The sequence below is a fragment of the Streptomyces tardus genome (assembly GCF_018101125.2).
Classification (GTDB): domain Bacteria; phylum Actinomycetota; class Actinomycetes; order Streptomycetales; family Streptomycetaceae; genus Streptomyces; species Streptomyces tardus.
In genome coordinates, this window is record NZ_JAELVF020000001.1 from 1,542,393 (window position 1) to 1,558,856 (window position 16,464).

10 protein-coding genes, 1 tRNA gene and 4 pseudogenes are annotated in these 16,464 nt (G+C 71.0%); 5 read left to right on the forward strand and 10 right to left on the reverse strand.

What is annotated here, in order from left to right; all coding sequences use genetic code 11:
- Window positions 1-334: 334 nt before the first annotated feature.
- A complete protein-coding gene (locus JGS22_RS06650) occupies window positions 335-1,405 on the reverse strand; it encodes a polyprenyl synthetase family protein (RefSeq protein ID WP_308405547.1) in 1,071 nt (356 codons plus the stop codon).
- Window positions 1,406-1,848: 443 nt separating this feature from the next.
- Between JGS22_RS06650 and JGS22_RS06655 the strand changes: the two genes are divergently transcribed.
- On the forward strand, window positions 1,849-3,855 hold the full coding sequence (locus JGS22_RS06655; protein ID WP_308405548.1) for an ABC1 kinase family protein: 2,007 nt from the start codon (window positions 1,849-1,851) through the stop codon (window positions 3,853-3,855).
- Window positions 3,856-4,069: 214 nt separating this feature from the next.
- On the opposite strand, the gene JGS22_RS26085 is transcribed toward JGS22_RS06655, so the two are convergent.
- The 4 genes from JGS22_RS26085 to JGS22_RS06680 all read right to left on the reverse strand — a co-directional run bounded on the left by JGS22_RS26085 (window position 4,070) and on the right by JGS22_RS06680 (window position 8,365).
- The gene (locus JGS22_RS26085; RefSeq protein ID WP_236073053.1) at window positions 4,070-5,191 is read right to left on the reverse strand and encodes a helix-turn-helix domain-containing protein; all 1,122 of its coding nucleotides are present in this window, start codon (window positions 5,189-5,191) and stop codon (window positions 4,070-4,072) included.
- 203 nt (window positions 5,192-5,394) lie between these two features.
- A complete protein-coding gene (locus JGS22_RS06670; protein WP_211042316.1) occupies window positions 5,395-6,318 on the reverse strand; it encodes an ACP S-malonyltransferase in 924 nt (307 codons plus the stop codon).
- Window positions 6,319-6,532: 214 nt separating this feature from the next.
- The gene (locus JGS22_RS06675; RefSeq protein ID WP_308405549.1) at window positions 6,533-7,327 is read right to left on the reverse strand and encodes a helix-turn-helix transcriptional regulator; all 795 of its coding nucleotides are present in this window, start codon (window positions 7,325-7,327) and stop codon (window positions 6,533-6,535) included.
- A gap of 276 nt (window positions 7,328-7,603) precedes the next feature.
- Entirely contained in the window at window positions 7,604-8,365 is a 762-nt protein-coding gene (locus tag JGS22_RS06680; protein WP_211042317.1) for a helix-turn-helix transcriptional regulator, read from the reverse strand.
- Between the two features lie 1,267 nt (window positions 8,366-9,632).
- On the opposite strand from JGS22_RS06680, the pseudogene JGS22_RS27315 reads away from it, so the two are divergent.
- Both JGS22_RS27315 and metX read left to right on the forward strand, forming a co-directional pair.
- Window positions 9,633-10,421: pseudogene (locus JGS22_RS27315) on the forward strand (PLP-dependent transferase); the annotation flags it as partial.
- 6 nt (window positions 10,422-10,427) lie between these two features.
- Window positions 10,428-11,462, forward strand: a pseudogene (gene metX, locus JGS22_RS27320) (homoserine O-acetyltransferase MetX).
- Here metX and JGS22_RS27030 read toward each other — a convergent pair.
- The 3 genes and pseudogenes from JGS22_RS27030 to JGS22_RS06700 all read right to left on the reverse strand — a co-directional run bounded on the left by JGS22_RS27030 (window position 11,435) and on the right by JGS22_RS06700 (window position 14,266).
- Window positions 11,435-12,136 carry a potassium channel family protein gene (locus JGS22_RS27030; RefSeq protein WP_308405550.1) on the reverse strand — a complete coding sequence of 234 codons (702 nt, stop codon included), beginning with the start codon at window positions 12,134-12,136 and terminating at the stop codon, window positions 11,435-11,437. The pseudogene metX and the gene JGS22_RS27030 sit on opposite strands and share 28 nt — an antisense overlap.
- Window positions 12,137-13,622: 1,486 nt before the next feature.
- Window positions 13,623-13,868 (reverse strand): annotated as a pseudogene (locus JGS22_RS06695) (arsenic resistance protein); the annotation flags it as partial.
- Entirely contained in the window at window positions 13,865-14,266 is a 402-nt protein-coding gene (locus tag JGS22_RS06700; RefSeq protein ID WP_211043337.1) for an ArsR/SmtB family transcription factor, read from the reverse strand. The pseudogene JGS22_RS06695 and the gene JGS22_RS06700, both read right to left, overlap by 4 nt.
- 80 nt (window positions 14,267-14,346) lie before the next feature.
- Here JGS22_RS06700 and JGS22_RS06705 point away from each other — a divergent pair, with 80 nt between their 5' ends.
- Window positions 14,347-14,820: an ArsI/CadI family heavy metal resistance metalloenzyme gene (locus tag JGS22_RS06705; RefSeq protein WP_211043334.1), complete on the forward strand. Its 474-nt coding sequence runs from the start codon at window positions 14,347-14,349 to the stop codon at window positions 14,818-14,820.
- 355 nt (window positions 14,821-15,175) lie between these two features.
- Here the strand turns inward: JGS22_RS06705 and JGS22_RS06710 are convergent.
- Window positions 15,176-15,249 (reverse strand) — tRNA-Pro (locus tag JGS22_RS06710).
- Between the two features lie 83 nt (window positions 15,250-15,332).
- A complete protein-coding gene (locus JGS22_RS06715) occupies window positions 15,333-16,262 on the reverse strand; it encodes a metallophosphoesterase (RefSeq protein WP_211043332.1) in 930 nt (309 codons plus the stop codon).
- 6 nt (window positions 16,263-16,268) lie between these two features.
- Between JGS22_RS06715 and JGS22_RS06720 the strand changes: the two are divergent.
- A pseudogene (locus tag JGS22_RS06720) lies at window positions 16,269-16,464 on the forward strand (hypothetical protein); the annotation flags it as partial.

Below are 16,464 nucleotides of genomic sequence, written 5' to 3' on the forward strand. Positions count from 1 at the left end.
GACCCACCCACAGCACCGAGCCCCGGACCTCGAGCCCCGGACCGCGGAGTTCACCGCGCCGTTCGCCTCTCCGTTCGCCTCTCGTCTCCCGCACGCGCAGGCGTCCGCGGCCGGATCACTCGCACCGCCAGGTACGTCACCGCACGCGCCGCTGTACGCATCAACGGCACGTTGCCGTACGCGCCGTCGGGCACGTCGCCGTCGGCCGGCCGGGTTCCACGACGCCACCGGATCTGGGCCCAACTCCGTCGTCCAGCGACGTCGTTCAGCGCCCGAGGCGCACAACCCGCTTCGTCCGCCCGGCAGTTGGGTGCACGCTCGTGTGCCGGCGACCTCAACCGGCGCGCGCGGCCACGAAATCGCAGAGTGCGTCGAGCGCACCGCGGGCCGGCAGCGGTGGCAGCGGCGCGAGTGCCTTGCGGGCCCGTTCCAGCCGCTCGTGCATCAGCGCCACTGCGCGTTCGACGGCCCGTGACCGGGCGAAGAGGTCCAGCACCCGGCCGTGCCATTCCACGCCGTGCGCGGCGGGCCCGTCCTCCAGCAGTGCACGCAGCCGGGCACCGCGCGGATCGCTGTCCTCCCGCGCCAGCAGCACCGGCAGGCTGTGCACCCCGGCCAGCAGGTCCTTGCCGCGCTCCTTGCCGGTGCCCGCCTCCGACGGTGCCAGGTCGAGGATGTCGTCGGCGATCTGGAAGGCGATCCCGATCTGCTCGCCGTACTCGACCAGCGCGGCGATCGCCTCCGGCTGCGCTCCGGCCTGGAGCGCCCCCATCCGCAACGACATCGACAGCAGCGCGGCCGTCTTCCCCGCGGTGACCTGGAAGTAGTACTCGACCGGGGGTTCGCCCGGCAACGGGCCGACCAGCTCGCGCAGTTGGCCGGCGACGAGGCGGTCAGCGGTATCGGCGTTCAGCGCGAGCGCGCCCGGCACGAGTCCGGCGGCCAACCCGGCGGTCCTGGCCAGCAGCCACGTACCGCCGAGGACGGCCATCCGGTTGCCCCAGCGCCGGTTGGCCGTCGCGGCGCCGTGCCGGGTGGCGGCCTCGTCGACCACGTCGTCGTGGTAGAGCGAGGCGAGGTGGACCAACTCGGCAGCGACTGCGGCTCGTTCGACCCCGGCCCGCTCGCAGTCGGCGAACTCGGCACCCAGCAGCACCAGCAGCGGGCGCAGCCGCTTGCCGCCGTTCGCCGCCAGATGTCCGGTGAGATCCGCGAACCGGGGGTCGGACACGTCCCGGCAGGTCGTCAGGAGCAGCTGCTCGACGGAGGCCAGCCGCCGACTCATCCGAAGGTCGAACTCGCGCTCTTCCCGCGGGAGTTCGAGGGATCCGCCGGCAGGGACGGCAGCGTCCGCAACGTCGGTGCGGCTGTCCGACAGGGCCTCGTACAGCTGCTGTGCGGTCACGCGGAAACCCCAACCTCGGTGACACGACTGCGGGGAGGACCGCCGCAGGGCGGCCGGTCCGCCGCCACACTCGCAGCCGACCGAGCGGCCAACAAGCTGTTGACCGCTAGCTGCCAGGGCCCCGGCGCCCCGGTCGAACCGCCGCTGCGGGGGCGACGCCCGGGCTCCCGGAGCGACGGGCGGCCGTGCAGCAAACTGCCAGAAGCTGCCGAGCGCGTACCGCGGGCCGCCGCGTCCGGTCGACAATGCGCGTGCGTACCTCTTGGCGCGGAGCGCGGAGCGCGGCACCGGCCGACGCGCCGGCGCGAGCCCGAGCCCGACGAGGCGCCCGCGGAGCCCGCTGCACCTCGCTCGTGCTCCCGCGACGGTTCGACGCTCCGACGCCTTCTCCCGTACGCCCGCGCACAGTCCCCGCGTTCGGGTCTGTCCCTACGATCGGTGAGGTGAATCCCGTCGCTTTCCTCCTGATCGCCGCGGCAACCGCCCTGCTCGGGCCGATGATCATGGCTGTGGTGGCCCGGCGACTGCTCGGGCTGCGCATCGGCACCGTACGCGCACTGCTCACCGGTCTGGTGGGCCTGCTCTCGGCTGCCGTCGTGGGTACCGCGATGGGCCCCGACGCCGGCCAGACCCCGCTGGTGACCGTCCAGTTGGGCGCCGCGCTGCTGGCGGCCATGTTGTTCCTGGTGCTCTCCGAAGGAGCGGTGGCGGGCGGCTCGATGCAGGGAATGGCCCGGCTGCCCGGCGCCCTGCGGCGCCGCGTGACGCGCAGCCGCCGCTACACCCAGCTGAGCCGGATCGCCGTGCGGCACCGGCTGCGCCGCTTCCTCAACGGCCGCTTCCGCCGCGGCACCGCCGACCCGCGGGAACAGGCCGCGCTGGCACGTTCGCTGCGGCTCGCGCTGGAGGAGGCGGGCGCCACCTTCGTCAAACTCGGGCAGGTGCTGTCCTCCCGGTACGACCTGCTGCCGGACGTGTTCATCCACGAGTTGAGCTCCCTCCAGCACGAGGTGACGGCGGAGCCCTGGGCCGATATCGAGCAGGTGCTGGCCGAGGAGCTGGGCGCCTCGCCGACCGAGGTGTTCGCCGAGTTCAACCCCGAACCGCTGGCCGCCGGTTCGATCGCCCAGGTGCACCGCGCCCGGCTGCACGACGGGCGCGCGGTCGCGGTGAAGGTGCAGCGGCCCGGAGCCCGCCAGGTCGTCGAACGCGACCTCGACATCCTCTTCCAGCTCAGCGACATGCTCGACCGGCACACCGACTGGGGCCGCACCATCGGCGCCCGCGAACTGGTGCAGGGTTTCGCCACCTCGCTCGACGAGGAACTGGACTTCCACACCGAGGCACGCAACACGGCGGCAGTCGCCGCACAGATCGCGAAGAACGAGGCCACCACCCGTTCCGAGGCCGACGAGAAGGGGGACGGCGCCGCGCCGCGGGGGCTCCCTCCCGTACGGCTGCCCAAGGTCTTCGAGAAGCTCTCCAGCGAACGCGTACTGGTCATCGAGTGGTTGGAGGGGACCACCCTCAACCGGGCCGACTCGGTGCTGGAGGCACGCGGCCTGGACCGGACCGCCCTCGCCCGCGACCTGCTCAACTGCCTGCTGCGGCAGATCATGGAGGGCGGCGTCTTCCACGCCGACCCGCACCCCGGCAACATCCTCATCCTGGAGGACGGCCGGCTGGGCATGCTCGACTTCGGTTCGGTCGGACGGATCGACGCCTTGCTGCGCACCAGCATGCGCAGCCTGCTGCTGGCCATCGACCGCAACGACCCGCTGGCGCTCTCGGATTCGCTGCTGGAGCTGGTGGAGCGGCCCGAGGGCATCGACGAGGAGCGGTTCAAACGGGCGATGGGACGGTTCGCCGCACGCCATCTCGCCCCCGGCGCACGCCCCGGGCACGAAATGTTCGCGGACCTCTTCCTGATCGTCGCCAGGTTCGGCCTCACCGTGCCGCCGGAGATCGCCGCCGCCTTCCGCTCGCTGGCCACTGTGGAGGGCTCGCTGGAGCGGCTGAACCCCGGCTTCGACATCGTCGAGGAGGCGCGCACCTTCGCCACCAACGAGCTCACCCGGCGGCTCTCCCCCAAGCAGCTGACCAGATCGCTCACGGACGAGGCGGCCGTCGTCCTGCCCATGCTGATGCGGCTGCCCCGGCGGCTGGAGCGCATCACCGGCGCCCTGGAACAGGGCCGGTTCAGCGTGGGCGTACGGCTGCTCGCGGACGAACGCGACCGCCGCTTCATCCGCGGCATCGTGCGCGACGTGCTGTTCGCCTTCCTCGGCGGGCTCGCCGGGCTGATGGGCATCATGCTGCTCTCCACCGACGGCGGGCCGCAGTTCGCCAACTCGCTGCGGCTCTTCGAGATCTTCGGCTACAACATGCTGCTGATCAGCTCGGTGCTGGTGCTGCGCGTCCTGTTCACGGTGGCCAAGACCGACCGGTGACGGGCGGTCCCGTCCCCGGCGAGGGACGGGACCGCGACGGCAGAAGCACGCCGCACAACCCGGGGCCTCCGCGGCGCGGCCCCCTCAGGGGCGTACGGGCCCGGGGACGACGGCGTACGGGCCCGGGGACGGCCCTCGGCGGGTGCGGGTCGGCCGCGCACGGGCGTACAGGCCCGTCGTCAGTCGCGTACGGGCGCGCGTACAGACGCTGGCTTCAGTCGCGTACGGGCGCGGGGTGGCTCTGCTGGAGGAGGTCGCCCAGCCGGTTCGCGGCGTCGAACACCGGCGCACCGAACCGCCGGAAGGCGACCGGGTCCATCCGGTCCGGTTCGCCGGACACCGACAGCGCCGCCACCACCCGGCCCGCGCCGATCCGTACCGGCACCGCGTACGCGACCTCGCCGGGAACCATCGCGTCGGCTCCTCTGGCCCAGCCCCTGCGACGCACCTGGGAGAGATGCGCCGCGGTGAACCGCGCGCCCCGCAACCCGGCGAAGATCTCCTCGGGTTCCTCCCAGGCCAGCAGCACCAGCGCGACCGCGCCGCCCGTCAGAGCTCGCGCGGTGCCGACCGGCGCCCGGTCGGCCCGATCGGTCGGGTCTGCGCCTGCTGACGCAACTGGTCGGTACGGACCGGCGGTTGGCCGCGTTCCGGCGCCCGGTCCGGTGCGGGCGGCCGGGAACGCCCGGTCCGTCGCAGCTGTGGGGGACATGGCAACGGCCGGGGGCGTGGCGCTTGGCTGAAACGTCGTGCGCGTCGGCTCCGCCGCAACTGCCCTGCCGGGGCGGGGTGTTCGGGCCGTACGGGTCGTGCCGCCCGTGCGTGCCGGGCGACCCGCGGGGGCGTCGGAGCCGGTCGCGAGGGCGTCGGCAAGCGCGGAGGTCCCGTCCGCTGGTGCGGCACTGTCCCCGAGGGAGGTGGCGTCGTCCAACGACGCGGGGGCGTCCTCACGGAGGGCGGGGGCGTCGTCCGAGGTGGCGACGCAGAGTTGTGCCCGGCCGCTGCGTCGCAGCACTCGGGCGTCGAGCCCGGTCAGCGCGTGGAGTTCGGCGAGCACCGGCACCGCCTCCTGGGCCAGCCGGTCGTGCCGCGCCTCCACCGACATCGAACCCAGCCGCGGGCCGAGAACGAAGCGTTTGCGGGAGTCGCGGGTGAGCAGGCCGAGGCGTTGCAGCGCCATCGCGATCCGGTAGGCGGTGGGCCGGGCGAGGCCGGAACGGGCGACCAGCTCGTTCAGCGGCGTCGGCGCCTGCTCGACGATTTCCAGCAGCGTGGACGCCTTGTCGAGGACGCTGATTCCGCTCGCCCACTCACGGGCCGGGGTCGGTGCGCTCATCCGCGCGCTCCCCCACCGCTGAGAACGACCGACCCGCAGCAGTGACCGCGGCTGCGACCGCGACTGCGACTGCGACTGCGACTGCGACTGCTCCGACGGATCTCGGTGCCGGATGCCATGGTGCGCCGGTTCCCCTCCCCGCGGGCCCGGGACCCTCTCGGCCCGCCGGTGCCCGTGACTCGCTCGTGGTGCCGTACCGGCCGTCAGTCCATCGCCGACGGCGCGTCCAGGGACACCACTTCGGTGCCCGGCGCGATCCTGCGGATCAGCCCCGCCATGGCGCGTCCCGGTCCCAGCTCCACCAGCCGGCGGCAGCCGAGCGTCTCGGTGAGCGTGCGCACACTCTCCTCCCACCGCACCGGCGAGGTGAGTTGGCGGGTGCCGTGGTCGGGCCAGTCGCAGTCGCCGTCGTGTGCCCGTGCGTCGATGTTGGCGACGACCGGCACGTGACGGGCGGCGAACCCGGTCTCCTTCAGCGCCAGCGTGAGCGCTTCGGCGGCGGGCGCCATGTACGGGCTGTGGAAGGCGCCGCCCACCTGCATCCGAATGAACTTCGCCCCGTACTCCGGCGCTTCCAGCGCCACCTGGCCGACCCCGTCGACCGAACCGGAAACCACCGTCTGGCCGGGGGCGTTGATGTTGGCGACCCAGACCTCCTCGCCCTTGGCGCGCACTGCGGCGACCAGTTCCTCCACCTTCTCCAGCGGAGCCGCCACCAGGGCGCCCATCGTGCCTCCGCCGTCCCGTGCCGCCTCCCGCATCGCCCGGCCGCGGGCCGCGACCAGCTTCGCGGCGGCGGGCACCGACAGCGCCCCGGCCGCGGTGAGCGCGGTGTACTCGCCGAGGCTGTGCCCGGCACAGGCGATCACCTCACCGCCCAGCGCGTCGCGGCGCACCGCCTCCGCATGGGCGATCAACGAGACGGTGAAAACCGAGAGTTGGGCGAGATCGGTCCGGCGCAGCGTCTCGGCAGGAGTGTCCAGCAGCAGCTCGGACAGGTCCTCGCCGACGACCTCCGAGACCTCCGCGACGATCGCCCAGGACGGGGTGTCCCTCCAGGGCTCGCCCATGCCCTGCTTCTGCGTCCCCTGTCCGGGGAAGACCAGGCCGATCTGCTGCTGACTCATGGGAGTGCCTTCCGCACGGAGTGGACCGAGAGGCGGGGGCCCGCTGCGAAGGATGTCGCGCAGGGCCCCCGCGAGGGGCGGCCTGGGGAATGAGCCGCCGGACGGGCACCTCCGGAAGCGGAGGTGCCCGTACTGGTGGCTCATCCAACTGCGCCGTGTCAGCGGGGGCAACGCCGCTTTCATGAAGCTGCGATCCCGGGCGGAAGGCGACATCTCACCCCTGTGGCCCGCTCGGCTGCCTGGGCACGGACGAGGAGGAGGGCAGCAGCCCGAGCTCCGCTGCCCGAACTCCCGCCTGGAAGCGCGAGTTGGCGCCGAGCAGCGCCATGATCTCGGCCACGTAGCGCCGGTAGGTCCGCACCGAGACGGTCAGCTCGCGCGCCGCGACCTCGTCGGTGACGCCCGCACGCAGCGCGCCGAGGATCTGCCGGCTGAGCACGGTGCGGTCCCGATCGCCGAAGATGCTGTGCTCGTCCGCGGGCAGCGAACTGTTCCAGATGCTCTCGAAGTACATCCGCATCGCCTGGAGCACCTCGGGCTCCTTGATCAGCGAAGCCCTGCGCGCTGCCGACGGCCCGGCCACCACCAGCGCGGTGGAACCGTCGGCGATCAGCACCTGGAGCGAGGGCAGCCGCACCACCCGTACGGCGATCGGCTTGGCCTTGCCCGACCCCTGCCGGGGAAACGACTCCTCGGCCAGCACCGGGGAGACCAACACCCGTGTGGTGACCGAGTCCTGAGCGCAGTTCAGCAGATCGCGCTCGGACCAGCCGGCCCCCTCCAGCCGCTCGCTGGAGCTCGGCACCCGGGAGTGCAGGATGTCGATCGTGTCCTCGGCCTGCTCGATCAGCTCCCGGGCGTAGGTCAGCACCTTCGCGTAGCTGCCGCTCACCGCGGTGATGAGCTGCTCCTGCCGGCTGCGGTCGCGGTGGATGACCATCGTCGACTCGATCAGCTCCTGCACCGTCAGCAACGCGTACTCCAAATCGTCCCCCGGTCTTCGGTGCACGTATCACTCCACTTGTTCGTCGAATGCGGTCGATTGCTGGGCTGCCGCGGCGGGTTACGACTGGGGCCGCGGACCGCCGCCGGTCACGGGCCGCCGCCGGTCACGGGCCGCCGCCGCGGCGGGTTCCGGCGGCAGCCGGGTGCGGGCGCGCCTGCGGCACACCGCGCCCGTCGGACGAGCGGCACAGGACGGGCGCCACGGCACGGACGCACGCCGCCCCGCGCACGCCGCCCCGCGCGCATCGGGTGCGGCACGGCGCGTCGCGGGCGTACGGGCTCAGTGCTCCTGTGGCAGCAGGCCGACCTCGACCGCACGCACTCCGGCGGCGAAACGGGAGGAGGCCTCCAACTCCCGCATGATCTCGGCGACATGACGACGGTAGGTGCGCAGCGAGACCTGCAGCTCGCGGGCCGCGGCAGCGTCCGTACGACCGGCCCGCATCCTCTCCAGGATGCGACGGGTCAGCTCGGTCCGCAGTCTGGGGCTCAGCTCCAGATGGTCGCCGAGCTTGCGCCCGCGCGACCAGACGCCGACGTAGAGCATCTCCATGGCGCTGACGGTGGCGGTGTCCGTGACGACCGCGGCGCCCTTTCCCGGCGACCGCAGAAAGGCGAACGACCCGTCCACCACGACGACTTCGCGCAGATCGTGGCGGAACACCCGTACGTCCGGGCGGCTGTGGAGCTGGGCGGAGGCGGCGTCGGCGGCAGTCGGCGTGCAGAGAATCCGCACGGACACACCGTCGGGTACGTGCCCGAGGCAGCGCAGTACGGCCTCGACGAAGCCGACCGAACCGCTGAAGGAGACGCTCACCGAGCGCCGGGCCCGGAAGATGAGCTGTTCCAGGGTCTCCGTGGTCACACCCGCGTCCGTCTGCATGACGCCGGACGCGGAAGGGCGCCGACGGTGCAGGGTGACGGTGGACTCGATCAACCGGCGGGCCTGGAGCAGGGTTTGCTCCAGGTGCGCCGCATGGCTCTGGGCCGCGGACCGCACCGGCACGCCGACCCTTGGACGTTCGAAAACTGTCTCAGTCATGTACTCCCCCGTGATGTACACAGCCTTGCGCTCACGCGCTCGCACTCGGCAACCCGTCGCAGTGTCCGATCCGTTACTACCGGACACAGTGATAAAAGAATTGAATGTGCGATTGCTTCGCACCAAACTTCCGACGAGCTGCCCGAGTGCGGTTCGCGACGACCGGTCGAGGACATTCCTGATGGCCCCAACCAAATCAGCTGCGAAGAATCGCAACTCCTGACCGGGAGTCAACCGTTACCGGTCTTTCACTGTCAACAAGCTGCACCTGCCCTCGGCGTGCACGGAACCGGTGCCCGATTCCGACGCGCCGGGCCACCGCACGACGGCCGAGCACGCCGCCACTGTCCTCAAGTGGCCATCTTCCCCCGAGCACCCCCGTCGGCCCCGACCAACGAGCTCCGGAACCGGGCCCCGACCGTTCACCCCAGCACATGACAGGTGTCATCACTTGGGTCGGTTTTTTACTGGCTGGTAGCCAGTCAACGTCTCCCCGCACCCCGCCCCAGTCCCGCACCAGACACCTGACGAGCAGGGCAGTCGGAGTGAAATTGCTGGTCGGCAGGGAACCGGAGCGTCACCGCGAAGGTTCAACGATCATGAACAGCACCCCCCGACGAGGACGGGACGGAGATCGCGAGAAACTTAGGTGTAGCAAACACTGCCGCTGGCAATCGCTTTCCGGCCCCTTCGCCTCCCCGCCCACCGGAAGCCCGGGCTCCCCTTCGCCGGCCGGAACGGAATTCCACATTCCGCGGTCGCGCGCGAGCGCACCTCACCAGACAAGTGACTCCCGGAGCCGCGGTGCCACCGCTCGGCATGGTGATGCCAGCCACCTCACACCAGGGTCACCCCAAAACACCCATAACGGTCAGGGCCATAACCGACCCCGGAGCGGATTTCCTCGTCTTTCCCGAGGGACCCGCACGACGGTCTCCCCGTCGGGAATCACGCGCGTGCAACTCGATGAGCCCCGCCGAGAGGAAGTCCCCTTCACTCGGTCGAGCGAAAAGAAATTGAACGCCAAAATAGTGTCGGGGCCACCTATCCCCTCTCGGTGATTCCGCCCCACAGCCCCGACTCCCCGTGCCCGCCCCCTCACGGAACGTCTTTCTCCTGAGCGGGTGTTCGACGGATCGTCGACATGTTGCCCGCACATTTCGGGTTGATGGACACCTCCTTGCATCCTTCCGGCCCCGAACAGGCCGCCCCACGGTCACCACCCGTGCGGCGAGCCGTAGCGGCGCGGCAGCACCGAAGGAACGACATGAGCCAGACCGTCGACGCCGCGACCGGCGGCCACACCTCGGACCAGCCCCAACAGGCCGAGCCCGCCTGGGCGTTCGAGACCAGGCAGATCCACTCCGGCGCCGTGCTCGACACCGGCGCACGCGCCACTCCGATCTACCAGACGACCTCGTTCGTCTTCGACGGCACGCAGCACGCCGCCGACCTCTTCTCGCTCGCCGAACCCGGCAACATCTACACCCGCATCCACAACCCCACCCAGAACGTCTTCGAGGAGCACGGCGCCGACATCGTGGTGCACTCCGCCACCAAGCTCCTCGGCGGCCACGGCACGACCATCGGCGGTGTCGTCGTCGACGGCGGCACCTTCGACTTCGGCAGGCACGCCGAACGCTTCCACGACTTCTCCGAGCCCGACCCCAGGTACCACGGGCTGCGCTACTGGCCCGACCTCGGTCCGAGTGCCTTCGCCGTGAAGCTGCGCGTCCAACTGCTGCGCGACCTGGGGCCCGCTCTCTCCCCGCACTCGGCATTCCTGCTGCTCCAGGGCGTCGAAACACTCAGCCTCCGGCTGGAACGGCACTCCGCCAACGCACAGCGGATCGCCGAGTGGCTGGAGCAGCGCGAGGAGGTCGCGGCCGTCCACTACCCGGGCTGCCGGGCAACCGCTGGTACGAGGCGGGCCGGCGCTATCTGCCGCAGGGCACCGGAGCGGTCCTCCTTCGAACCGCGCGACGGCGTCGAGGCCGGAAAACGCTTCGTCGACGCTGTGCGCCTCTTCAGCCATCTCGCCAACATCGGCGACGTCCGCAGCCTGATCATCCACCCCGCCTCCACCACCCACAGTCAGCTCACCGAGGAGCAGCTCACCGGCGACAGCCACCTCGCCGGAGCCGCCGGCCCGGGGCACCCCTCGCCCGGCTGGTGGGACGCCCTGGTCGGGCAGGGCCGCCCGCTGGACACCGCCCGCTGGACACCGACCGCTGGTTCGTCGTCGCCCCCAACGTCCTCGGCGGCTGCCAGGGCAGCCCCGGCCCCGCCTCCGCCAACCCCCTGCCGGGCGCCGGCGGCCGACCGTGGGGCAGCTCCTTCCCCCGCCTCACCCAGCGCGACCAGGTCGCCGCCGCGGCCCGGCTGGCCGACGCGCTCGGCATTGAACGCTGGCACTGCGTCATAGGCGGCTCCATGGGCGGCATGCGCGCCCTGGAGTGGGCCGCGACCGCCCCCGACCGGGTGCGCGCGCTGTGCCTGCTCGCCTGCCCGGCAGCCGCCTCCGCCGAACAGATCGCCTGGGCGTCGCTCCAGATCCGCGCCGTGCGCGACGACCCCGGCTGGCACGGCGGCGACTACCACCGACTGCCCGCCGGCCACGGCCCCCACCGCGGTCTCGGCCCCCACCGCGGACTCGGCACCGCGCGCCGCATCGCCCACTTCACCTACCGCACCGAACCCGAGCTCCAGACGCGCTTCGGCCGCGCCGCCCAACCCGGCGAGGACCCCGCCCGCGGTGGCCGCCACCAGGTGGAGTCCTATCTGGACCACCAGGCGGACAAACTGGTGCGCCGCTTCGACGCCGGCAGCTACGTGACGCTCGCCGAGGCCATGAACACCCACGACATCGGACGCGGACGCGGCGGTACGACGGCAGCCCTGCGCCGGCTGCACACGCCCGCACTCGTGATCGGCGTCGACACCGACCGGCTCCACCCGCCCGCCCAACAGGCCGCGTTGGCCGCCGCGACACCCGGTGCCGAACTCCGCCCGGCTGCGCTCCGACCACGGCCACGACGGCTTCCTGGCGGAGACCGAACAGGTCGGCGCTCACCTCCGCGAGGTGCTCTCCCGCTGAAGCGAGGCGCTGTCCCGCTGCGCTGCACGCGTACCGAGCATTCCCCGCAGCTGCGTACTGAGCGCCGCACCCGCCGCGGTCAGGAACACCAGGCCGTACACCAGTTGGAGGACCACCACGATGCGCGCCGTCTGCCCCGTGGCGACGACATCGCCGTAGCCGACAGTGGTCAGCGTGACCATCGTGAAGTAGAGCGCGTCCAACCGGGTCTCGAGCCCGCTCATCTCGCCCGGGTACCGCGACAGGGCGAAGTACCCCGCGGCGAAGATGTGCACCGAGACCATCATCAGCACCGGGATCACGAAGCCGGGCCGGGCCGTCGACCGCTCCAGCAGCACGTCCCGGATCTGCCACACCAGGAGCCCCGCCACCGCGCCCAGCGCCCCCACGAACACCGCCCAGCTCGCCGTCGGCCGGTGCGGACCGAAGTGGTGCAGCGGCAACAGGAAGTACCCCGCCAGCAGCAGTACGCACAGCAGCACGGCCACACTCCACGGCCGCACCCGCCAGAACAACGGCCGCCCCGGGCGCAGCCGCCCGGCCACCGGGCGCACCCGCCGCAACGGCACGTCCCGCCGGCGCACGTCCCGCTGCCGCACGTCCCGCCGGCGTCCCTCCTCCCGGCGCACCTCCTGCCGGCGCATGTCCCACTTCCGCACGTCCCGCTGCCGCACGTCCCGCCGGCGTCCCTCCTCCCGGCGCACCCGCCAGAACAACGGCCGCCCCGGGGGTCGCCGGCGCGAGGGGCCGGGAGCCGAACGGACGCGGAAAGACACGACCGACCTCCGGGTAGCCGTGGGCCCCGGACCGAACGAGTGGGACCTCCGAAACGGATCTTCGATGTGCCGGGACAGATGGCGGGGCAGCACGCCAGACCCCCATCCGCCGCTGACCCGAGCAGCTGTCCGCACCCGCAAGGGCCGCAGGGCCGCCAACTCCCGTCGGATTCGCAGCAGTTCGGGAGCCAACGAGTTAAGCCCCGAGCATCGACCGCCCTGCGCCGGGCAGGCAGCGCACATCCGGTACCGGGCCGTCCGCGGGCCTGCCCGAACCGGGCCCGTCGCTCGACCGATCCACGCCCCGACAACGAGTCAGGGGCCTGACCCGCTTTCGCGGATCAGGCCCCTGATCTCTGTTTCTTCTGTCGGGGTGGCGGGATTCGAACCCACGACCTCTTCGTCCCGAATGAGGTCCGAGCGTGATCGTCAACAGGCTGGATCGGTAAACGGACTGGTCAGAGGCTCGGAGTTAGCTGGCCTGGCATGGCCTCGGGGGGTCTCTGGGAGAAGATCATCTCCCAGATTTCTCCCAGGCGGGTGGCCGCTCGGCTGTAGGAGCCGATCCGTACTGGGGTCGCTTCGCACATAGCTGTGTGAACAAGCCAACCGGAACTACTTCCGTAGGCGCCGGCTCCGCCATACCCCCGGCGCGAAAGGCTCCACATCACCAAGACTGGTTGTATGCCGAAGCCTGGACCGTTGCCTGCTGAACTCATCCCTGACTGCTCCAAGTTGGAGGATTTCAACGCCGCCTATCGCAAGGCCAAGAGCGTTCGTGTGCTGTTCGGGTGCGTGTCAACCGCTAGCCAAGGCACATGGACGGCCAGAGCCGATGTGTGGAGCGCTCCGGTCTGGCCTGTCTCACAAGAGCGACAAGATCTGCTGAACAGGGCCATTGCGGGGCTGGTAGCCCAGGATCTGGCCCGCACCGGTACGACGGGCTCGGAGTACCTCACGGTGTCCGGCCTGGAGAGTGAAGCCCTGGCGCGCCGCGAGGCAGGTGCTAGAGCCAGGTACCGATCCGTCCACAGAGACTGCCGACCCTGCGATTCACTCCAGTCTCACGAGAGCCGTCCAGCTGCTGCAGGACGCCTACAACGACTTGGACTCCACGAGTGCGCAGGCATCCCGGCTCAGCGCTCTTCAAGGTGCACACCACGCGCTGGCGGGCGCAGCGTTGGCCATGTTCGCCATGGAACGGCAGATCAGCCAAGCCGAACGGGGCCACCAGGATTCAGCTGACGTCGTGAACGATTGACCCTTCTCAGCACATCGGCCTTCAGAGCGGACACATTCCACCCAGCCTCACGTCCGAATCCCGTCGTAACGGCTCCACGCCTTTTCAAGCGCATCCAAGGCGCCTTCGCAGGCGTTCATGGCGTCGAGGTGCTCGGACCTTGGCGAGCACCGGATACATCATCACGAGCAGGCCGAGCGCGATGGGCAGCGAGACACCGGTGACGGTGACCTTCGCGAGCGCATCGCCGAGGCCGGGCACGAGGCGACCCAGTCCGAGGCCGGCTGCCATCGCGATCAGAATCCACACCGCGAGGAACCGGTCCAGGAACGACAGCCGCCGGGCGACCGGCCCCTCGGGCACCTCTGGGGCGGCCGGTTCGGCGTTCATGAGGCGGCCCCGGCCGGCGTCGCCTCGGACAGCGGCTGTCCCGCGGGACGGGTGAGAGTCGCCGCGAGCCGGTCGGTCATCTCCGGCAGCAGCCGGTAGTACACCCACGTCCCGCGCCGTTCGGAGCCGATGAGCCCGGCCTGCTTCAGCAGCTTCAGGTGATGGGAGATCGTCGGCTGCGACAGGTCGAAGGCCGGGGTGAGGTCGCAGACGCAGACCTCCCCGCCTGCACGCGAGGCGATCATCGACAGCAGCCGCAGCCGGACCGGATCGCCCAGCGCCTTGAACACCTTGGCCAGCGCCTCAGCCTGACCATCGTCCAGCGGGGCGGCCAACAGGGCCGGGCAGCACCCCTCGACGCCGTCCCGGCCGAGCACCACGAGCTCTTGTTTCGACATGCTTCTATATTGACATTCATCGATGCGCGTCGCAAGGTTGTATCGACAAACATCGATTCACTAGATCCGGGGAGACCGCCATGTCCCGTGCCCAGCTCGCACTCAATGTCGCCGACCTCGAAGCGTCGGTCACCTTCTACTCCAAGCTCTTCGGCGTCGAACCCACCAAACGCCGCCCCGGCTACGCGAACTTCACCATCACCACCCCGCCGCTCAAACTCGTCCTCATCGAGGGCGAGCACGGACAGGAAACCCGCTTGGACCACCTCGGAGTCGAGGTGGAGACCACCGACGAGGTCACGGCCGCCACCACCCGCCTCAAGGACGCCGGACTCGCGACCTTCGAGGAGAACGACACCTCCTGCTGCTACGCCCTCCAGGACAAGGTCTGGGTACACGGCCCCGGCAAGGAGCCTTGGGAGGTCTACGTCGTCAAGGCCGACGCCGACCAACTGGGGAAGAGCGCCGCAATCGGCAGCAACGCCTGCTGCTCCGATCAACCGGAGGCCACCGCGACCGCACCGTCGGCTGCGAACTGCTCCTGCGGCAGTTGAGGCGCTACACACGCAGTGCCGGATGGGGCGGGCCTGGACGGGCCCACCCGTCCGGCTCGAGCGTCGCCGATCAGCGCCATGGAAGCAGTACGTGTTCTCCGGTCCTGGAATGGTCGAGGAAGGACGGACCGGAGCGCGGCTGGGGTTCGTTCGTGGCGGTCTACCCGTTCAGAGCGCCGCTCGAATGACCCCCGGACCTCCCCTCGGGCCCCGATCGCCTGCTCAAGCCGCTGCGAGACGAGGCCGCCCGGCGAAGAACTCGTAGTCTTCGCCGGCATTTCGCCACGGGAGGCACACACACGCCAGGCCGGTTCTCTCGTGCAGAGAGAACCGGCCTGACGTGGTGTTACATCTGTCGGGGTGGCGGGATTTGAACCCACGACCTCTTCGTCCCGAACGAAGCGCGCTGCCAAGCTGCGCCACACCCCGAAGCAACGAGCACTACTTTAGCCCACGGTCGCGCTGAGGCGAAATCCGGTTTCGCAGGCGGTGGAGGAGCGCTCGTGCGCTGGTCAGCGGGGTCGTTCGGTGAGGGTGAGGAGGGTCGCTTCGGGCGGGCAGGCGAACCGGATCGGGGTGTAGCGGTTGGCGCCGCAGCCCGCGGAGACGTGCAGATAGGAGCGGCGGTCGCCGACGCGGTGGTCGGAGAGGCCGCTGACCCGTGCGGTGTCCAGGTCGCAGTTGGTGACCAGCGCGCCGTAGTACGGGATGCGGAGCTGGCCGCCGTGCGTGTGCCCGGCGAGGATCAGCGGGTAGCGGGCAGCGGTGAAGGCGTCGAGCACGCGCAGGTAGGGCGCGTGGACGACGGCGAGGGAGAGGTCCGCGTCCGGGTCCGGTCCGCCTGCGACCTCGCTGTAGCGGTCACGCTTGATGTGCGGGTCGTCGAGCCCGGTGAGGGCCAAGTGGCCGTGTTCGAGCTTGAGTTCACCGCGGGCGTTGGTGAGGCCGACCCACCCGGCGGCGTCGAAGGCGTCGCGCATCGGCTCCCACGGGTTGTGGACGGCGCCGACGACGGGCTGGTTGCCGTTGAGGCCGTGGCGACCGCTCGCCTTCTCGACCAGATAGCGGCCGGGGTTGCGCAGCCTCGGCCCGTAGTAGTCGTTGGAGCCGAAGACGTACGTGCCGGGGAACTCCATGAGGGGTTCGAGCGCGTCCAGCAGCTCGGGCACGGCGTGCGGGTCGGAGAGGTTGTCGCCGGTGTTGACGACGAAGTCGGGCCGCAGGCCGGCCAGGGACTGCAACCAGCGGCGCTTCTTCGTCTGCCCCGAGACCATGTGGATGTCGGAGACGTGGAGCGCCCGCAGGGGCTTCATCCCTGGCGGCAGCACGGGGACCGTGACCCGCCTCAGCCGGAACGAACGGGGCTCCACGAGCGTCGCGTAGCCCACACAGGCCGCGCCGAATGCCGTGATGCCGAGAGGTACTCCATATCGCGCACGCATTCGTCAATGGTCGCAGAAGCGGCGGGTGCCCTCACCCCGCGCCCCGGCACCCGGGCCTCGCCCTACGGCGCCCCGCGCCCCGTACCGGCCCACCGCTGGGCGGACCGGCCCGCGCTGCCCAGTCCGCGCCGCACGCGGCGTCGGCCCGCGCGCACGTCGCGAAGCCCGGCCCGTACGCGCGACAGCAGGGACGGCCCCGGAC

Coding starts and splice junctions, on each gene's coding strand:
- JGS22_RS06700 (WP_211043337.1), bottom strand. CDS start 14,266: ATGTCGAAACAAGAGCTCGTGGTGCTCGGCCGGGACGGCGTCGAGGGG.
- JGS22_RS26085 (WP_236073053.1), bottom strand. CDS start 5,191: ATGAGCGCACCGACCCCGGCCCGTGAGTGGGCGAGCGGAATCAGCGTC.
- JGS22_RS06705 (WP_211043334.1), top strand. CDS start 14,347: ATGTCCCGTGCCCAGCTCGCACTCAATGTCGCCGACCTCGAAGCGTCG.
- JGS22_RS06715 (WP_211043332.1), bottom strand. CDS start 16,262: ATGCGTGCGCGATATGGAGTACCTCTCGGCATCACGGCATTCGGCGCG.
- JGS22_RS06680 (WP_211042317.1), bottom strand. CDS start 8,365: ATGACTGAGACAGTTTTCGAACGTCCAAGGGTCGGCGTGCCGGTGCGG.
- JGS22_RS06670 (WP_211042316.1), bottom strand. CDS start 6,318: ATGAGTCAGCAGCAGATCGGCCTGGTCTTCCCCGGACAGGGGACGCAG.